19 protein-coding genes and 1 tRNA gene are annotated in these 16,813 nt (G+C 47.3%); 6 read left to right on the top strand and 14 right to left on the bottom strand.

The features are described 5' to 3' along the window. Positions 1-216: 216 nt before the first annotated feature. From IE094_RS10315 to IE094_RS10300, 4 genes are all read right to left on the bottom strand, one after another. Complete coding sequence (locus tag IE094_RS10315; RefSeq protein ID WP_189640631.1) at positions 217-957, bottom strand: YebC/PmpR family DNA-binding transcriptional regulator; 741 nt, start codon at positions 955-957, stop codon at positions 217-219. 95 nt (positions 958-1,052) lie between these two features. Further along, on the bottom strand, positions 1,053-2,831 hold the full coding sequence (locus IE094_RS10310; RefSeq protein ID WP_189640630.1) for an SLC13 family permease: 1,779 nt from the start codon (positions 2,829-2,831) through the stop codon (positions 1,053-1,055). A 99-nt stretch (positions 2,832-2,930) separates the two neighbouring features. After that, complete coding sequence (locus IE094_RS10305; RefSeq protein ID WP_189640629.1) at positions 2,931-3,746, bottom strand: TIGR00282 family metallophosphoesterase; 816 nt, start codon at positions 3,744-3,746, stop codon at positions 2,931-2,933. A gap of 23 nt (positions 3,747-3,769) precedes the next feature. After that, on the bottom strand, positions 3,770-4,333 hold the full coding sequence (locus IE094_RS10300) for a 5-formyltetrahydrofolate cyclo-ligase (RefSeq protein WP_189640628.1): 564 nt from the start codon (positions 4,331-4,333) through the stop codon (positions 3,770-3,772). 314 nt (positions 4,334-4,647) lie between these two features. On the opposite strand from IE094_RS10300, the gene IE094_RS10295 reads away from it, so the two are divergent. After that, positions 4,648-7,044: a glycosyltransferase gene (locus tag IE094_RS10295; RefSeq protein WP_189640627.1), complete on the top strand. Its 2,397-nt coding sequence runs from the start codon at positions 4,648-4,650 to the stop codon at positions 7,042-7,044. After that, positions 6,929-7,516 carry an MmcB family DNA repair protein gene (locus tag IE094_RS10290; protein ID WP_308429215.1) on the top strand — a complete coding sequence of 196 codons (588 nt, stop codon included), beginning with the start codon at positions 6,929-6,931 and terminating at the stop codon, positions 7,514-7,516. The genes IE094_RS10295 and IE094_RS10290 overlap by 116 nt, the downstream gene beginning before the upstream one ends. A 1-nt stretch (position 7,517) precedes the next feature. On the opposite strand, the gene IE094_RS10285 is transcribed toward IE094_RS10290, so the two are convergent. Beyond that, positions 7,518-7,712: a DUF6324 family protein gene (locus tag IE094_RS10285; RefSeq protein WP_189640625.1), complete on the bottom strand. Its 195-nt coding sequence runs from the start codon at positions 7,710-7,712 to the stop codon at positions 7,518-7,520. A 104-nt stretch (positions 7,713-7,816) separates the two neighbouring features. Between IE094_RS10285 and IE094_RS10280 the strand changes: the two genes are divergently transcribed. Then, positions 7,817-7,893, top strand: a tRNA-His gene (locus tag IE094_RS10280). Positions 7,894-7,932: 39 nt separating this feature from the next. Here the strand turns inward: IE094_RS10280 and IE094_RS10275 are convergent. The 4 genes from IE094_RS10275 to IE094_RS10260 form a co-directional block, all read right to left on the bottom strand. Then, positions 7,933-8,919, bottom strand: coding sequence for a GGDEF domain-containing protein (locus IE094_RS10275; RefSeq protein WP_189640624.1), 987 nt, complete (start codon positions 8,917-8,919; stop codon positions 7,933-7,935). Beyond that, positions 8,912-9,511, bottom strand: a complete 600-nt coding sequence (locus IE094_RS10270; RefSeq protein ID WP_189640623.1) for a heme NO-binding domain-containing protein — start codon at positions 9,509-9,511, stop codon at positions 8,912-8,914. Before IE094_RS10270 ends, IE094_RS10275 begins: the two co-directional genes overlap by 8 nt. A gap of 84 nt (positions 9,512-9,595) precedes the next feature. Further along, positions 9,596-11,146: a trimethylamine methyltransferase family protein gene (locus IE094_RS10265; RefSeq protein ID WP_189640622.1), complete on the bottom strand. Its 1,551-nt coding sequence runs from the start codon at positions 11,144-11,146 to the stop codon at positions 9,596-9,598. A 94-nt stretch (positions 11,147-11,240) separates the two neighbouring features. Next, positions 11,241-11,939, bottom strand: coding sequence for an HAD family hydrolase (locus IE094_RS10260; RefSeq protein WP_189640621.1), 699 nt, complete (start codon positions 11,937-11,939; stop codon positions 11,241-11,243). Between the two features lie 59 nt (positions 11,940-11,998). Here IE094_RS10260 and IE094_RS10255 point away from each other — a divergent pair, with 59 nt between their 5' ends. Further along, positions 11,999-12,454: a MarR family winged helix-turn-helix transcriptional regulator gene (locus IE094_RS10255; protein WP_229802241.1), complete on the top strand. Its 456-nt coding sequence runs from the start codon at positions 11,999-12,001 to the stop codon at positions 12,452-12,454. On the opposite strand, the gene IE094_RS10250 is transcribed toward IE094_RS10255, so the two are convergent. Continuing rightward, positions 12,451-12,735 carry a DUF3572 domain-containing protein gene (locus IE094_RS10250; protein ID WP_189640619.1) on the bottom strand — a complete coding sequence of 95 codons (285 nt, stop codon included), beginning with the start codon at positions 12,733-12,735 and terminating at the stop codon, positions 12,451-12,453. The two genes, IE094_RS10255 and IE094_RS10250, sit on opposite strands and share 4 nt — an antisense overlap. 91 nt (positions 12,736-12,826) lie before the next feature. Between IE094_RS10250 and IE094_RS10245 the strand changes: the two genes are divergently transcribed. After that, positions 12,827-14,197: a diguanylate cyclase domain-containing protein gene (locus IE094_RS10245; protein ID WP_189640618.1), complete on the top strand. Its 1,371-nt coding sequence runs from the start codon at positions 12,827-12,829 to the stop codon at positions 14,195-14,197. 1 nt (position 14,198) lies between these two features. On the opposite strand, the gene IE094_RS10240 is transcribed toward IE094_RS10245, so the two are convergent. The 4 genes from IE094_RS10240 to IE094_RS10225 all read right to left on the bottom strand — a co-directional run bounded on the left by IE094_RS10240 (position 14,199) and on the right by IE094_RS10225 (position 16,234). Next, positions 14,199-14,675 carry a periplasmic heavy metal sensor gene (locus tag IE094_RS10240; RefSeq protein ID WP_189640617.1) on the bottom strand — a complete coding sequence of 159 codons (477 nt, stop codon included), beginning with the start codon at positions 14,673-14,675 and terminating at the stop codon, positions 14,199-14,201. Positions 14,676-14,687: 12 nt separating this feature from the next. Next, on the bottom strand, positions 14,688-15,047 hold the full coding sequence (locus IE094_RS10235; protein ID WP_189640616.1) for a hypothetical protein: 360 nt from the start codon (positions 15,045-15,047) through the stop codon (positions 14,688-14,690). Next, entirely contained in the window at positions 15,044-15,619 is a 576-nt protein-coding gene (locus IE094_RS10230) for an RNA polymerase sigma factor (protein ID WP_189640747.1), read from the bottom strand. Before IE094_RS10230 ends, IE094_RS10235 begins: the two co-directional genes overlap by 4 nt. A gap of 72 nt (positions 15,620-15,691) precedes the next feature. Next, a complete protein-coding gene (locus IE094_RS10225; RefSeq protein ID WP_189640615.1) occupies positions 15,692-16,234 on the bottom strand; it encodes an EF-hand domain-containing protein in 543 nt (180 codons plus the stop codon). Positions 16,235-16,420: 186 nt separating this feature from the next. Here IE094_RS10225 and IE094_RS10220 point away from each other — a divergent pair, with 186 nt between their 5' ends. Then, the gene (locus IE094_RS10220; protein ID WP_229802232.1) at positions 16,421-16,792 is read left to right on the top strand and encodes a DUF983 domain-containing protein; all 372 of its coding nucleotides are present in this window, start codon (positions 16,421-16,423) and stop codon (positions 16,790-16,792) included. The last annotated feature ends 21 nt before the right edge of the window (positions 16,793-16,813 follow it).

Genomic DNA, 16,813 nt, shown 5'->3' with positions numbered 1-16,813 from the left:
TTACGGGTTGGTCATGCGGCAAACTGGCAAATTTACAAAATACCCTACGGCAACGCGCAATATATTTTGCGAAATGATTGGTTTTTCGATCAAAAATTGCGCATTTTGGATGATTTTTCAGGGAATTGTGAAGCACCTATTTCACCCCCAAACATCTGTATTAAAACGAAAAAAGCGCGGCCAATTTCGCCACGCTTTTGTCAAATTCTGTAAAAATTACAACTGTGCCATAACCTCGTCAGATGCATCCATATTGGTTGTCACAACTTGAACATCATCGTCATCTTCCAGCGCTTCGATCAATTTCATCAGCTTTTCAGCGCCTTCAAGGTCCACTTCTGTGGATGTTGTGGCCTTCCAAATCAATTTTGTTGATTCTGATTCCCCCAATGCGGCTTCAAGCGCGGTTGATACCGCGTGCAAATCCGTATCAGCGCAATAAATGTCGTGTCCGTCTTCTGAACTTTCTACATCTTCGGCGCCTGCTTCGATTGCGTGTTCAAAAATCGTATCGCCGTCGCCTGCTTCGGCCAGATAAACAACCAAACCTTTGCGTTCAAACATGAACGAAACCGCACCCGTTTCCGCCAAATTACCACCCGATTTTGTGAATGTGGAACGCACAGTTGATGCGGTACGGTTTTTATTGTCTGTCATTGCCTCGACAATCACGGCAACGCCATTTGGGCCATACCCCTCGTAACGAATTTCTTCGTAGTTTTCACCATCCGCGGCGGACGCTTTGTTAATCGCACGATCAATCACGTCTTTGGGGACGGAATTTGATTTCGCCTCTTTTACAGCCAAACGCAAACGTGGGTTTTTATCAGGATCAGGATCGCCCATTTTCGCCGCAACTGTGATTTCCTTGGACAGTTTAGAAAACAGTTTTGAGCGCAGTTTATCCTGACGTCCTTTGCGGTGTTGAATATTTGCCCATTTGGAATGGCCAGCCATGTGCGAACCTCTTTTATATTACAGCTTTCGCGCCTTATAGAAAGATGCGCGGCGGGTTTCAAGTGATCGCAATTCGATCACAACAGATCACTGCTTTAGAGCGGCCAGAAATATGGGATCAACAGGCTGGTCAACAACCCAATTGAAAGGTTCAGCGGAATACCAATTTTCATGAAATCGGTAAAGCTATACCCACCTGGGCCATAGACCAGCGTGTTGGTTTGATAGCCAATGGGTGTTGCAAAACTGGCTGATGCGGCAACCATAACCGCCACCACCAAGGGGCGAGGATCAACCCCAAGCGCGGATGCCAGCGCAATCGCAATGGGTGTGACCACAACCGCAACCGCGTTGTTCGATACCAATTCGGTTAACACTGAGGTCAGCAAGAAAATCGCCCACACAACAAAAAATGGTGGCAACCCGTGCAGCATAGGCGCAACCGCATTGGCGATCAACGCAACCGCACCCGATGCCTGTAACCCTGCCCCAATGGCCAACATGGAAAAAATCAGCACAAGTAACGCACCATCAACGGATTCAAATGCCTCTTCAGCATCAATACAACGGGTTAGCAACACACCCGCCACGGCAACACCAGCCACGGCAAAAATCGGCGCGACCCCGATGGCCGCCAACACAACCACCGCGACCAGCGCTAAAATCACAATCGGTGCCTTTTGACGGCGATATGGTCGTGCGGTTGGTTCGGCCAATTCGGCCATGTTCAATTCTTCGGACATGCGATGGATATCGTCGGGGGCACCCTCCAACAATAGTGTATCGCCAACTTTGACCACGATGTCTTCAAGCTGGCTCCCGATGTTTTGGTTTTTACGATGGAGCGCCAATGGGTAAACCCCGAAACGACGGCGCAGACGCATATTGCCCAAACGCTTGCCGATCAATTTACACCCTGGGCTGATCAAAGCTTCGACCGTTGTTGCCTCTCTTGATGATACCTTATCGGCGACAACAACGTCTTTGTTTTCCTTAAGACCCAATAATTCGGTCACAGCGGTTTTGAGGACAACGCGATCCCCGGCTTCTAGCTCTACGGTTTTGAGACGACGTCGCAATGATTTATCACCGCGCACCACGTCGATCACGCGCCCGCTGTCGCGTTTAAATTCATCAACCTCTACAGGAATCGATCCGATCAACGAGCTGTTTTCAGGGATCAGCACTTCGGTAAAAAACCGCATGGTGGTTTTATCACGCAATAGATCAGACATGCTCTCGCGGCTGGGTAACAGACGGTTCCCAAACAGCCACAAATACACGGCACCAAACGCCACCAGAATAATCGCAAGTGGTGTGACCTCGAACATGGTGAATGGTTCCAGACCTTCGGCGCGGGCCACACCGTCAACCAACAGGTTTGTTGATGTCCCGATCAGCGTAAGTATGCCCCCCAAAATTGCCATATATGACAGCGGGATCAACATTTTGGATGCGGTCACATTAAACAGCTTGGCCATTTGCATCGCGATTGGGATCATAATCACCACCACTGGCGTATTATTCATAAACGCAGATGCCACCACCACGAATATAGCCAGCCCGATCAGAACCGGAATCGGGTATTTTTCACCATAAGTCGTCACTTGGTTCGTCAGGCTGGTTAAAACGCCCGTGCGTATCAACGCGCCCGACAGAATAAACATCGCCGCAATTGTCCAAGGGGCTGGGTTTGAAAACACTTCTAGCGCAGATTCATATGGCAAAATGCCAGTAAGCATTAAAAATGATGCTCCCGACAGGGCGACAACCTCTGTTGGGTAGAGTTCTTTAATGAACATATAAAACATGACGGCAACAACGCCCATCGACATAAATGCGTGCCAAGTTTCAGGAATATAGTTCGCTAGCATTGAATGCCCCTTTGCGTGTTAAACACATATTTAACACTGTTTGGGCACTGCTCAAGTACCGTTATCATTATTCGATAAATAGTCTGGATGAATAAAGGATTATTGTGGAATGGATTGTTGCAATCGGCCACCCAAACGAATGGGGGTAACAGAAGTTGCCAATCCAGTTTTGTCATCGGTTTCGACAAACACACCAGACAGGGTTGCATCCCCACCCGCGGGCGTAAACCGCCCCTTGGCCATGCCAGTTACAAAACGGCGCATCGGTTCCAGTTTTTCCATGCCGATCACACTGTCATAATCACCACACATGCCCGCATCCGATTGCAACGCAGTGCCACCCGATAAGATTTGCGTATCTGATGTTGGTACATGCGTATGTGTCCCCACCACCAATGATGCACGCCCATCCAGCCAATGGCCCATGCCCATTTTTTCTGATGTGGCCTCTGCATGAAAATCAACGATTACGGCTTGGGCCAACCCACCCATTGGTGCGGCCTTTAATGCCTGATCCAATGCAGAGAACGGGTCAGCAAAAGGTTTTTTCATAAACACCTGCCCCAAGGCCTGAGCGACAAAAACCTTTTTCCCGTTTTGGGCAGTGAATAGTCGCGCGCCCTTACCCGGTGCGGTTGCCGCATAATTCAGTGGGCGAATGATACGGGGTTCGGATTCAACGAATGTCATCATATCGCGCTGATCAAACGCATGATCGCCAAGCGTGATAACATCCGCGCCTGCGTCCAACAAAATCTTGGCATGCGCACCAGACAGCCCCATGCCACCCGTTGCATTTTCACCGTTCACCACGACAAAATCCAATCGCCATTCTTTGCGCAGATTTGAAAGCCGCTCTGATATCGCCGCACGACCCGCACGACCCATCACATCACCTAGGAATAATAATCTCATAATCCTTGGGTATCGTGTGCAGATTAAAAGGACAAGATGCCCTTTTCAGTTATCACCGCGTCTAGCTTATAATCCGTGTCTTCGCGGGGTACGATCATCAATTCCTGTTCGCTATAGGCAAAACCGATGGCCATAATGCTTTTTTGCTCGCTAATTTGTTCGAATGAACGATCATAAAATCCGCCGCCATATCCCAAGCGATATCCAGATGGATCAAATGCCACGAGCGGGGTGATGATAATATCGGGAATTAATATCGCGCCGTCCTTTGGTACAGACGCGCCAAACGGGCCATCAATCATTTCACAAGCAGGCGTCCATTCGTGAAATTCAAGCGGCTGCTCATCGCCCACTATCACGGGCACGCAAATGCGCCGCCCTCGCATTGCCATACGTTTCATCGAAGGCAATGGCGATACCTCTGTGCGGATGGGCATATATGCCGCAATCACCAATTCGGCGTCTTGTTGTTTCAAATATGACGTTAATTGCGCATTCGCATCATTATCAAGCCCCTGCCCATGTGCGATTCTACGTTCGCCAAAGGCAGCTTTGCGTGCCATTGATTTTAGTTCTGATGTATTCATTGTGACCGATTTCGTTAATGTGGCGAGCCCGCATTCCCGAAGGATCGCAGAGGTGGAAGTGGGTTATTCCCGAGAGCCTGGAGTACCAGGTGGGTGCCAGTTATGATAGGCCACGGCCAGTCGCAGAGCCAGCTCCCTCTCAAAAAATTATCGGCCACTGGAATAGGACTTCTCACCAAAAGGGCAGAACCCGCCAAGCGTTAAGATAGTCGTTCTGCGCGCCTTTCACAAGAGGGTGTAACAAAGACAATTTTCATTAAATCCCCATTAACTTTCAGCGCTTAAATCAGTGTCATATTTTATGCAGGATTGCTATGAAACATCAAATACTCACGGCGTTAAATTCAAACGAAATTTCGACACCCTCCGCAGAAGGTAAAACCGCACCCAAGCTTTTGGTCTATGGGCGATTTTCACCGGAACAAAATCCCAACTCTGATGCAATGAAATTGGTTTCCGGAGCTTTGGCAAGCAACATTAAAATCACGACTGTTTCGGGTGGTTCATCGGATGTTGCCCAACATAAATTAACATTCATCACGCCCCATAAATACAAGACAAGCCTTGCACCCATTACCAGAAGCATCACAGAATATTCGCATATTATCATATATTTAGATAGCATTGTTGAACCAGAATTGCACGGCGATCATCCATGGAAACGGATCAAGGAGCGGCGCCGTATGATCCATATGGTGCGACAGTTCGTAAATCTAAATGCAGATGTGGTTTTTGTTGGAACTGCGCGCGAACGGCTATGGTTTATGAAATCTATGTTTTTCACAAAACCAAGGGCAAACATTCGCTATGTAACACATACCAATGAAATTGACGCGCTAACCCAGATAGCAGCTAAATCTGATCGCCACGATGCGGTGCAACAGTTTATCCGCCATGCCAATTTTGAATTCGAAACTGGCCCACTAAATCCACATCATATTTTGCGACATCTGCGTGCAACCCGACACAAAGATACGGATCTGACAACGCTTTGCCGCCTGGCATTATCACCACAGATTTCTCGACATGAATTGGTGCATCGTATCACCAATCAAGTTTGGCCAAGCAACGATAAATCACATTCTCACATCACTAAAAATCCACTGGATTTGGCACAACAATCAACGCAATACGCGGGCATCACGCGATATATGTTGCATGTTTACCAAGTGTATAATCTGCAATCAGGTTATAATCTTTCAACGTCACATGGTCGCCGCGCGTTTTTGGACTGGTTTCAGAAACACGCCCATCAAAAAGTCCCTGCCAAATGGGTCCCACGTGGCATTTGCGAACCATCAAACACGCGTTCAGCGTTCTTTAGAACACCTTATTGCGATGAAATCATCGCGTTCTTGGATGGTGATATAAACTTCGACGCGCTTCCAAAACGATTGCAAAAATTATTTGCAGCAAAAAGACACGCGAATGGCCCAACAGGGTTAATGCTCTTTTTTGCGATGCTATGCGGCGTTCATTCGCAATCAAGTGTCGCCGATATGCTTTGGCGCGATGTTCGCATCGTGCAGTGGTTTGATGCGAACGTGCGCCCCGCAGGTGTGCGTGATCAGATCAATACCTCGGCTTGCTCTCCTCGCTTGGCACATAAACTACTGTTGAATGGGGTGACCACTGGCAGTTCTGGAATCGCTGCAAATTTGCGAATGACGCAAGATGCACTCAATTCAATTGGGTTGAAGTTTGAAACATCCGATACATTCAACGCGAATTTATGTTCTGCACGCCGTTCAAAAACTGAAATCAGCCCAAAGCGCAACGTGATGATTCATCATGTAAATGCTGAACGTGTGCCATTTCAGCTGATCAGCCCCGAATTGGCGCGCCGTGGTGATATATATCAAATCGGCTTTCCGCTTTGGGAATTGTCACAAATACCAGACATACATCGGCTTGGCATTGAAATGCTGGACGAGTTATGGGTGCCAAGCAAATTCGTCTCCGATCTCTATGCCAGCCAAACAACAAATATTCAGCTTATGGGGAAATCCATTCCCGAACTTGATTTATTGGACGTATTATCAACAACTCAGCTCCGCGACGGTGATAAGTTTAGATGCATAACCGCGTTTGATTTTCACTCGTCTGTTGAACGCAAAAATCCAATTGCCGCCGTTTACGCATTTCAAAAGGCATTCCCACGTCGCAGCTTTCCCGATTGTGAATTGATAGTCAAAACCACCCCGACACAATCTGATCACTGGGGCGATCCCAATGATCAGATTGGCCAAATTCGCCGTATCGCATTTTTAGATAGCCGAATAAAAATTTGTGAATCAATCATGACACATTCGGATTATTTTCGATTGCTTGCATCAGCGGATTGTATGATTTCACCCCATCGGGGCGAAGGATTTGGTTATTTTGCGGCCTATGCACTGGCATTGGCAAAACCACTGATCGTCACTAATTTCGGCGGCACCCGAGATTTTTGCAATTACAACAACAGCTATCCCATTGTCGCACCCATGATCGACGTGCCAAAATCTCACGCCATTTACCCAACGAAAAACGCGCAGTGGGCAGATATTTCACCCGACGCAATCGCAGCCAACTTGTACCAAATATACACCGAATATGATGTTGCCAAACAACGCGCAACACTCGGGCAACAGGACATTCAAACACGATACTCCCCCGAACGGTACGCCCAGCGTTGTCGCGAACGTTTGCAAGAGATCGGTGTCATTTAACAAACTTGACCGTCAAAGCACACAAACGATACCATTGTGTATGGTTCATGAACTTCAGGCAGGGCAAATTTTGGCGCGCGGCGTTCAGCGGCTGCTCCATGAAATGAATTTCGCGAGTATTACGGAATTTATTCCCACACGCGGCTTACGCGTTGACGTTATGGCAATCACCCCAAAGGGGGAAATCTGGATTGTTGAATGCAAATCAAGTCGTACAGATTTCGCATCCGATAATAAATGGCAGGGTTATCTCGATTGGTGCGATAAATTTTTTTTCGCCATACCGCCTGATTTTTCCACCGATATTTTACCCACGGAATACGGATTAATTTTTGCGGATTCGTATGGTGGTGCTATCCATCGACCATCATCGCTAACAACTTTAAACGCAGCACGAAGAAAAAAAATAGCTTTGAATTTCGCCAGATGCGCCGCGCAACGTCTTCATCAACAGATTGATCCGCGAATCTAATTTATTTTGCGTTCTTCACATTGCGTGCTTGCGCGGCGGCGGCTTTGATTTCTTCGGCGATTTCTTCTGCCTCTTCGGGTTCAAAATCCATTGGAATTTCAAATGCTTCTCCCAAAATAAACAACCGTACCATACCATCGGTGGTTGGGCCTATTTGTAGATTTGCTTCGACATCACTTGGTGTATTAATACCCATCACATTCTCCTTTTTGTTAAACTCGCTAACAATAAGAGAAGTTTCATGCAAGAGGTCGATCAAGGCTTGCAATCCTTTGCGAGGATCGCTAATTGACGCCCAGTGCCGGCGTAGCTCAGTAGGTTAGAGCGCTTGATTGTGGATCAAGAGGCCCCCCGTTCGAGCCGGGGCGCTGGTACCATTTCAAAAATGTACAATAAATGCGCCCCGCCTGTTCCGTTCAATGCGAAACAATTGTGAATCGCCCACGCCCTTGGTTTTTTGATTCATAAAGTGCGGTATCTGACACTGACAAAATTTGATCAATGGAATCAAACGGATCTCCGTTGGTGACAATTGCGCCCAAACTGATCCCGATTTCACAGGTATCCTGATTAAATTGAACGGGCTCTGAAATCTTTTGAATAATGCGATCAAAAAATGATTCCAAGGTTTTGACATTGCCAAAATTCGGCAAGACCACGACGAATTCATCACCGCCCAAGCGTGCAACCATATCGAGTGGGCGTGTTTCGGATCGCAACCGATTGGCAACTGTTTTCAACACATAATCGCCCGCAGCATGGCCAAAATTATCGTTCACCGCTTTGAAGTGATCCAAATCCATCAAAATCACAGCGAATTTTTTGGATAAATCACGCGAAAGCAGCCGCCGGACAAATCTTAACAATGCGCGGCGGTTCCCCAACCCAGTCAGCGGATCGGTGATCGCCATTTCCTCGGCCTCTATTTTGGCCCCGTTGAGTTGATGGTTCAAACCTTGTGCAGCGCCCAAAACGGCCTTTTGCATTTCAACCATATAAAGCAAGTCAATGCTCACATCGGTTGGGGCAAAATCGGTTGCGACCAAATGTTTCTCGTCAACGATTTCTTCCAACCCGATGCCGAGATTGAAGTTAACCAAAAAACCATCATCGTTGGGTAGTGGCGCAAAAACACACGCCATTTTACGTAGCCTGTTGCAACGCGTGTTCACCAAGACTTTGGCATTGAGCAAGGTTTCAATGCGATCAAACTCGCCAAATCCTTGAGGGCGGTGAAATTCGAACAACGACATGAAATCGCGCCCTTTGAATCGCGTGCCCTTCAATACCTTTCGAAGCAATGGCCCCACATCGCGTATTTTGCCATCCACGCCAACAATCACATACATGGGCATGAAACGCGCAAGATCATTTTGGCCTAACCTGACAGTTGTTTTAGACATATGTCACCGTTCGATTGCGCGCCGATTTATTGGCGGCCCATTTTTGGTGATGAATTTCGATATCAAACAAATCATAGGTCTGACCGGCGACAAATTCGTTGCGCCGCGATATCGACACCAACGTTTGGTAATGATCAGCCATTGCACATAGTAACCCGAGAAAAATCGCGCCATATCCGGTGTGATGAAATTCGCTTTTCAATTGGAAACGTTTGGCATCAAATTCAAACAGCGTGAAATGCGGCAAATCCAATTGCGGTATCGCTATATGCACCCGATCGTTCACATCCTCGAGCGAGTATAAAAAATCCGTGAAGTTTTCACCCCCAAGACGTAATAGTTTCAACACCGAAGGCGGGCTATGCTCGGACACCAAATAGGTTCCGAAATCCTCCAATATTTCATGGCGATTGCGCCGCGTCGTGTCGCAAATTGATGCGATAATTTGTTCAGTAATCACGTCTTCATATGTCAGCATCGTTTCAAAATTTGAAAAGGTCAGCCCAACGGTTTCACGCACCTGATACCAAGCTTGCGCACCATAAATATCGCGAATAAAACACTGTAGCCCCTGATTTACGATCCCGTGCACAACCACTCCTTCTCGCTTTGCTAAACTATTGCAAAAAATGGTTAACAAATTGATCAAATTTCAAATTTGATACAAATTTGAGAGCTAAAAATCAGTAGGTGCGCCACCCTCGGATTTGCGCTTTGCAACGTATTCGCCAAGCTCTTCTTTTATTGTCATCTCCATTTTTGGTGGCTCAAACGTGTTAATAATATCTTTGTATATCTTATGGGCGCGTTCTGCTGTCCACACGCCACCATCCAATTCCCAAGCCTCGTAATTTCGCCAATCCGATGCAAATGGGGCGTAAAACGCGGTTTCATACCGATCTTGGGTATGGTCAATGGCGAAAAAGTTCGCGCCTGGTGCATGACCCACCTCGCGAATGGCATCAATGGCGATGTCATCGGGTGTGGTTGCCGTGATTGATGGGGCAAAGTAGCGTTGAATATGTTGCAAAACCTCGCAATCCATCACAAATTTTTCGGGGCTGGCGATCAAGCCACCCTCCAACCAACCCGCCGCGTGATACACTAAATTCGTGCCCGATTGCACCGCTGCCCACAACGAATTTGATGTCTCCCACATTGCCTGCCCATCGGGAACATTTGCCGCGCAAACACCCGATGATCGCATCGGCAATCCGTAAAACCGCGCCATCTGTCCTGTCATTTGGGTTGCGCGAATGTATTCAGGTGTTCCAAATGCTGGTGCGCCTGATTTCATATCAACGTTCGATGTAAATGTGCCAATCAAACATGGGCAACCTGCACGGATAATTTGGATCAGAACAATCGCGGCCAAACCTTCGGCCAATGAAAGGGTTACGGCCCCTGCCATCGTTACCGGCGCCATTGCGCCCGCCAAGGTAAATGGTGTCACCACAATGGGTTGGCCGCGGCGTGCAAGACGTATGGTTCCATCAAGCATCGGGAAATCATGTTTCAGCGGGGACACCGAATTGATATTCGTGTACATACGCGGTGTTTCATTAAATTCATCATGGGTCAGCCCAGCCGCGATACGCACCATTTCCATCACATCTTCGACCCGTTCTTTACCCAAAGAATAGGCATGCACAACTTTGTCCGTGAGTGTGAGTTTTTCGAACAAGCAATCCAGATGACGCACCGATGCATGAACATCCACGGGTTCCACGGGATAACCACCTGCCACATGGATACAGTTGAAATATTGCGTTAGCTTCATGAAGTCGCGAAACCCTTCCATGTCGCCAGGTCGTTTTCCACGTTCCAGATCCCACATATTGGGCGGGGATGACACATTCACAAACGCCATGTGATTGCCGCCAAGCGTGATTTTGCGCGCTGGATTACGAGGGGTTATGGTGAACTCTGATGGTGCTTTCCCAACCATTTCCATCACCATATCGCGCCCCATGCGTACATTTTCGCCATCCACAGTGCAGCCAAAATCGCGCAAGATTTTCAAGGCTTCGGGGTTCATAAATTGAATGCCGATGTTTTCCAAAATGTCCATCGCACCGTTATGAATGGCATCGATTCCATCTTCGCCCAGCGGTTCGGTGGGGCGATCGATATTGACGGGTTGGCGAAACGGCATTTGTGAAATCGCCGTTTTGATTGTGCGGCGTTGGTTTCCAGCACGCCCCCCGCCTCTTTTTCTTGTAGCCACTTGAACCTCCGCTGTTTTCCAACAGCTTAGCAAGCACAAGAACAAATAATGCGCAGAAGCGACGTTTGAGCGTCTGAGTTGGCGAAAATTGCCCCTAATTCAAAAGATGCCGTGGCAATTCGGAAATGTCATTTAATATAATGTCAGCGGCATGTTCGATTTCGTCGCGCACCGCGGGCCCTGTTAAAACCCCCACGCGATAACATCCAGCGGCATCACCTGCGTGTAAATCATGGGTGCTATCACCGACCATGGCGATGTTGGCTGGGAGAACGCCAATTGCATCGGCAAATCCAAATATCATTCCTGGATCAGGTTTACCACCAAAGCCGCTGTCGCTACCGACGACAAAATCAAATATTTCGAAAATCCCCGCATCAAGCAGTTGTTTCACCGCATTCTCTTCAAGGTCATTTGTTGCAACGCCTAGCGCATAACCACTCGATTTTAAATCGTGCAGGGTTTTCACCAGTTCTTTCACTGGAACAGCCAGCAACTTTTGAAACTCCACCCGCCCGATGTGTTCGATTGTATCAAGCGATAACAAGCTGTCCGCCGCCATCCATGCACCAACGGTTTCCTCTGCGGTGCCATTCACGATAATTGAACCTGTTTCAAACGCCAGTGTTTCAACATCAAACCCGCATGAATTGCCCAAACGAATTTGACGAGGCAAATCATTGGGCGCCAGCAAAGAAATCACGTTTTTACACCAAGCAGCCCACGTCGCGTTGAAATCAAATAATGTCCCGTCTTTGTCAAAAAGAACGGCTTTGATTTTGGGCTGTGGCATGAGGAGAGCTTTCGTATTTGCGTTTGACACGAGGTGCAAGTTAATTAACATTGCGAACTATGTCGAATGCAAAACGCTATAATTTACAAACGGGATTTGGGTATCGTTTTACCATAATCGGCCAAACCAATTCACGCAGGCTCGAAGCTGAGCTCCATAAATTAGGGCTTACCCGTATGAAATGGTGTGTTTTGGTCGCCGTTGGCGAAGAAAAACTACACCAACCATCACAAATTGCCGAATTTATCGGAATAAACCGAACCGCCGCATCGCGCACCCTGCGCCAGATGGAAGCCGAAGGATTGATTGTTCGCACGGGCGGGCTTGGCGATAAACGAAGCACAAACGTGACCCTGACAGACAAAGCCCAAGGGATATTGAACCAAGCCATTCCACGCGTCGCATTTATCGGCAAGTGGTTTCGCGAAAAGCTGTCGCCCGTTGAATTGGAACAGCTTGAAAACATCCTCAATAAATTGCTTGATGGTGAAGAGCGCGGTTTTTCCCAGCTTTAGGTCCAATTGGGAATGTCACCACCTGGCAACATCTGACGCGCCATATATGGCCATTCGGGGGACAGGTTTTGCGCCGTGCAAAAATCGCGTACAAAATTATCGTCCATCAGCAAAAAATCAAGGACTGCCCCCCAAAAATCGGGTTGATCGGCACCATCACGCAAATCCTGTGCCGATGCCCCTGTTGCCCCAAGAAAAACTGGTAACAATTCGTCGTTGCCAACCAGCCATTCCAAACATTGCAAACCAATTGTTTCGGCACGATCTTTCGTCATCGACATTCATTTTTCCTCAATTTTCCTAAAATTGTAAATCTTTCGTTAACAGAAAAAGCGTTCAATTCACCATAACTTTTATCGTGGAATGTGGAAAATGCCGGGAAAAATTTTGATCGCGGATCCAATCGTAACCAACCGCATCGCATTCAAAATGTTGCTGGCGAAAGAATACTTTGATCTCTGCGTAACGGGCTGTGATGAAACTATCGGTGATACAATCGAAAAACAACGACCAGATGTGGTTTTGGTGTCCGAACGATTTGCAAAAACGACAGGGTTTAATATCTGTCGCATGATAAAATCGGACCCGAAAACCTGCGATCTTCCCGTCATAATAATCAATAATGTGCCTCCTCACGATTGGATTTCGGCGGAAAACTGTGGTGCGGATGATTTGATATCAACCGAAAATGACCCCACTTACCTCATCCAGCGCATTCGCACATTATATCGTCGAAAGGCGGAATTGGACGCAAGCCTTACCCATCTGCGCACTGCTGAATTGGCTGGTTTTTCAGAGAACACCACCAGCACCTTTCAACATGTCAAAAGGCGTTTTAATGTTTGCGTATTGAATGACGGATCATCCCTTTGTGATCAGATTATGCGGGTCCTTACGCGAACCAAATCACAACGCATCGGGTTAAACTGCGATACTGGTGCATTGATCCATGAAACCGCCCGTGCGGACATCATTATCATTCCGTTTCTTGATAAATTATTTCGATCTGATCAATCGCTTGTCTGGAAAATTAACAGTCTCATTAAAGAAACCGACAAACCTGTATTGGTTGTTTTTGAACATACCAATGCACAGTCCCATGCGATGGCTGTGCGGTTGGGGTTGTCGGAATATTCCTGTGGCGCTGAAAACCTTGATCGCCTTGGTTTGCGGATCCAATCCATGGTTCATTTTACCAGACGCAAATCATCCGCGGGTGATATATTATCCAATCATGTGCAAGAATCGAAAATTGATCCCTTAACCGGGCTTTATAATCGTCGTTATGGCATGAAATATTTGTCCCACTTAATGCGCCAGCCAAGTTCCATGACCAAACCACTTGCGGTTATGATGTTAGATTTGGACAATTTCAAAGCGTTGAACGACACATATGGCCATGTGATTGGCGATCAAATATTAAAGGAGCTTGGCGGATTGCTCAAAAACTGCATCCGCAGCGCAGACATGATCATGCGCATGGGCGGAGAAGAATTTTTATTGATGCTACCCGATTGTTTTTTGCCCACCGCACAATCTATCGCCAAACGAATTTTAAACAAAATTCGAACAGCGCAATTTATTTCTGATGAATTTAGCACACAGGTTCGTGTAACCGCTAGCATCGGTATTGCCATACATGATGGATATGAAGCTGCTGAAAAATTTATTTCGCGCGCTGACTCTGCATTATTCCAGTCTAAAACGCATGGACGCGATCAGTACAATTATTGTGGCACATGAATTATTTATCTTTTTTGCGCTTTGATTTTTTGTGGTTCTCACGCATGTGTTTGGAAAACACCATACGTTCTTCATCGGTCATATTCGAAATGACTTCGACAAATGCCTGACTACCTGATTTTGCGGCAACTGATACCATATTTTGCTGTTGATCGAACGCAGCTTCAAGAGCGGCGCGATTAAACGGCACGGCCTCTACTGCCTTCGAAATGCTTTCAGCAGCTGCGCGAAATTTAGCTCTATCAAATTTGTTCTTGGATTTATTTTGGTCAAATATCGCGCGCAACTCATTGCGTTTTTCATCTGGCAGCGCCGACATTACCGCACGCATATTTCCCATGGGAGCCGCAGATCGTTGCTCTGGTTTCCCTTTAATCACCGCCCCCACAATCAAACCAGCAAAGATCAAGTTGAGCCCAACCGAACCAATTAATAAGTACTTTTTCCAGTTTTTTGTGTGTTTAATTTGGTCGCCCATGGTTATCTCATCCTACAATTCTGCAACGTCAAACAGCCCGCTCAGGCCAAGTTGAAACTCTTCTTCGCCTGCAACGGCGTAATCTGTGCTGACCAGTTCAGAAATCGAACTTGAATATCCCAATCCAATTCCAAGACAAACGCATGTTGCAAACGTCGCGGCAACCTGCCAGCCGCCAAAGACATTGGAAATTTGTTCCCAAAAACTTGATTTTTTCAGTGGCGCAGCACTCACAACCTGGGGCGTTTGCATCGTTGCCGCATCATCCAAAACAGCGACCATCAATTGATCAGTCACCATCGGAGGCGACGCTTTTTCAGCATCGAAAAAATCGTTCAAAAACGCATCTTGTTCATTTTGAATTGATTTCATGTCTCTAATCCAATCTTACTTTTCTGATCTGACAATAGTTCTGCCAAACCACGTTTTCCCCTCGCTGTTAGGCTTTCAACCGCCTCTACGCTGATATCCATAATTTCGGCAATCTCTGGGTTTGCCAATTCTTCGATGTGGCGCAACGTAACCGCCAATCGTTGTCTCTCGGGCAATTGTTGCAATGCGTTGCGCAATGCAACCGCGCGATCACGTGTCATTATGTCTGTCTCGACCGATGGAGCGTCGTCTTCTATTTCTGGCACGTCATCCAAACCCGTGCTGCGTCTTTTACGCAAGCGATCCGTGCATAAATTTGATGCGACACGATACAACCACGTTGAAACCTTTGCTTCACCTTGGCGCCATTTCGGTGCGATTTTCCACAAGCGCAGCATGGCATCTTGGGCGACATCATCAGCCTCGGCACGATCATTCAACATCCGATAAGCCAGCGCCAATACGCGCGAAACATGTCGTGACGCCAATTGGCTCGCTGCTTGCGGATCCCCATTGGCATAGAGCACCATCAGTGCGTCATCGCTTACTTCATTTGTTGCATCAAAGGCCATCATATCCCTTTTGCCTAACCCATTACCCCTTGGTGGACAAGCCAGAGAGATCACTCTCTGGCTTGCAACAGGTTAGTCGTGTGAATGACGTTTCCCAGGTTTCTTGCCTTTGTGCATCTTTTTGGCGGCTTCCATTTCATCTTTTGAAATTTTGCCATCCTTGTCGGTGTCAAGACGCTCTACGATCTTGGTGGCATCTGGCCCACCCAATTCGCTGATCACGATTTTACCATCGGTGTTTTCATCCATGGCACGAAACATGCGGCCCATGCGTTTTTCAGCGCGTTCTGGATCAGCCTGTTTCATGGCTTCTTTTTCAGCTTTCTTTTCGGCCCGTTTCTCGGCACGCGCTTCTGCGCGCGCTTTCATGTGTTCGCCCATTTCTTCTTGGGTAATGCCACCGTCTTTGTTTGCATCAATTTCGTTAAAACGCGTGGTTTTATGCGCAATCAATTCTTGCTCGGTCACAAAACCATCTTTGTCCATGTCTAATGTTTCAAATGACATGCCGTGGCGTTGAGGGCCAGATTTTGCCGATGCTATTGGTGCAAATGCAAGGCTTGCACTTGTTGCAACGATTGCCGCGATCATTGCTGAGGTTACATAATTTTTCATTTACTGCTCCATAAGTTTACTCAGCGCCATTTTGTGCGCTTCAAGTGTAAAACGCGCAAATGCAGAACTTCCGTCGCAAGAAAAACAAAAAAATTTGCGACATCCCGCCGCAAGACAGGTTGTCCCACTGCGAATGGGCCACAAATCCCCTATATCATCAGGATGGAAACAAAGATCGAGAATCCAATGTCAGATGAACGCCCCGTAAAACCAGCGCTGAAACGTGGCTGGAAACGCCTGTGCCCCAATTGCGGAACGGGTGCGATTATGGATGGGTATCTTAAAATACGCGATACCTGCCCCGTATGTGGCGAAGAATTGCATCACCAACGTGCAGACGATGGACCTGCATATGTGACCATATTAGTGTCCGCGCATTTATTGGGGCCGTTGATGTTATTCGTGTTCGAAAAATACGAACCAGAACCGTTAGTGATGAGCGTTGGTTTTTCGATTTTGTTCGTGGCGTTCGCACTTTATTTCTTACCGCGGATCAAAGGTGCATTTGTGGCATTGCAATGGGCCAAGCGCATGCATGGATTTGGCAAAACCACCTAAGTACACCACATCAGTGGGTTT

The organism is Paramylibacter ulvae (genome assembly GCF_014652655.1).
GTDB classification, from domain to species: Bacteria; Pseudomonadota; Alphaproteobacteria; order Rhodobacterales; family Rhodobacteraceae; genus Amylibacter; species Amylibacter ulvae.
Note: the sequence above shows the minus strand (reverse complement) of the source record. Positions and strands in the feature narration are given on the sequence as shown.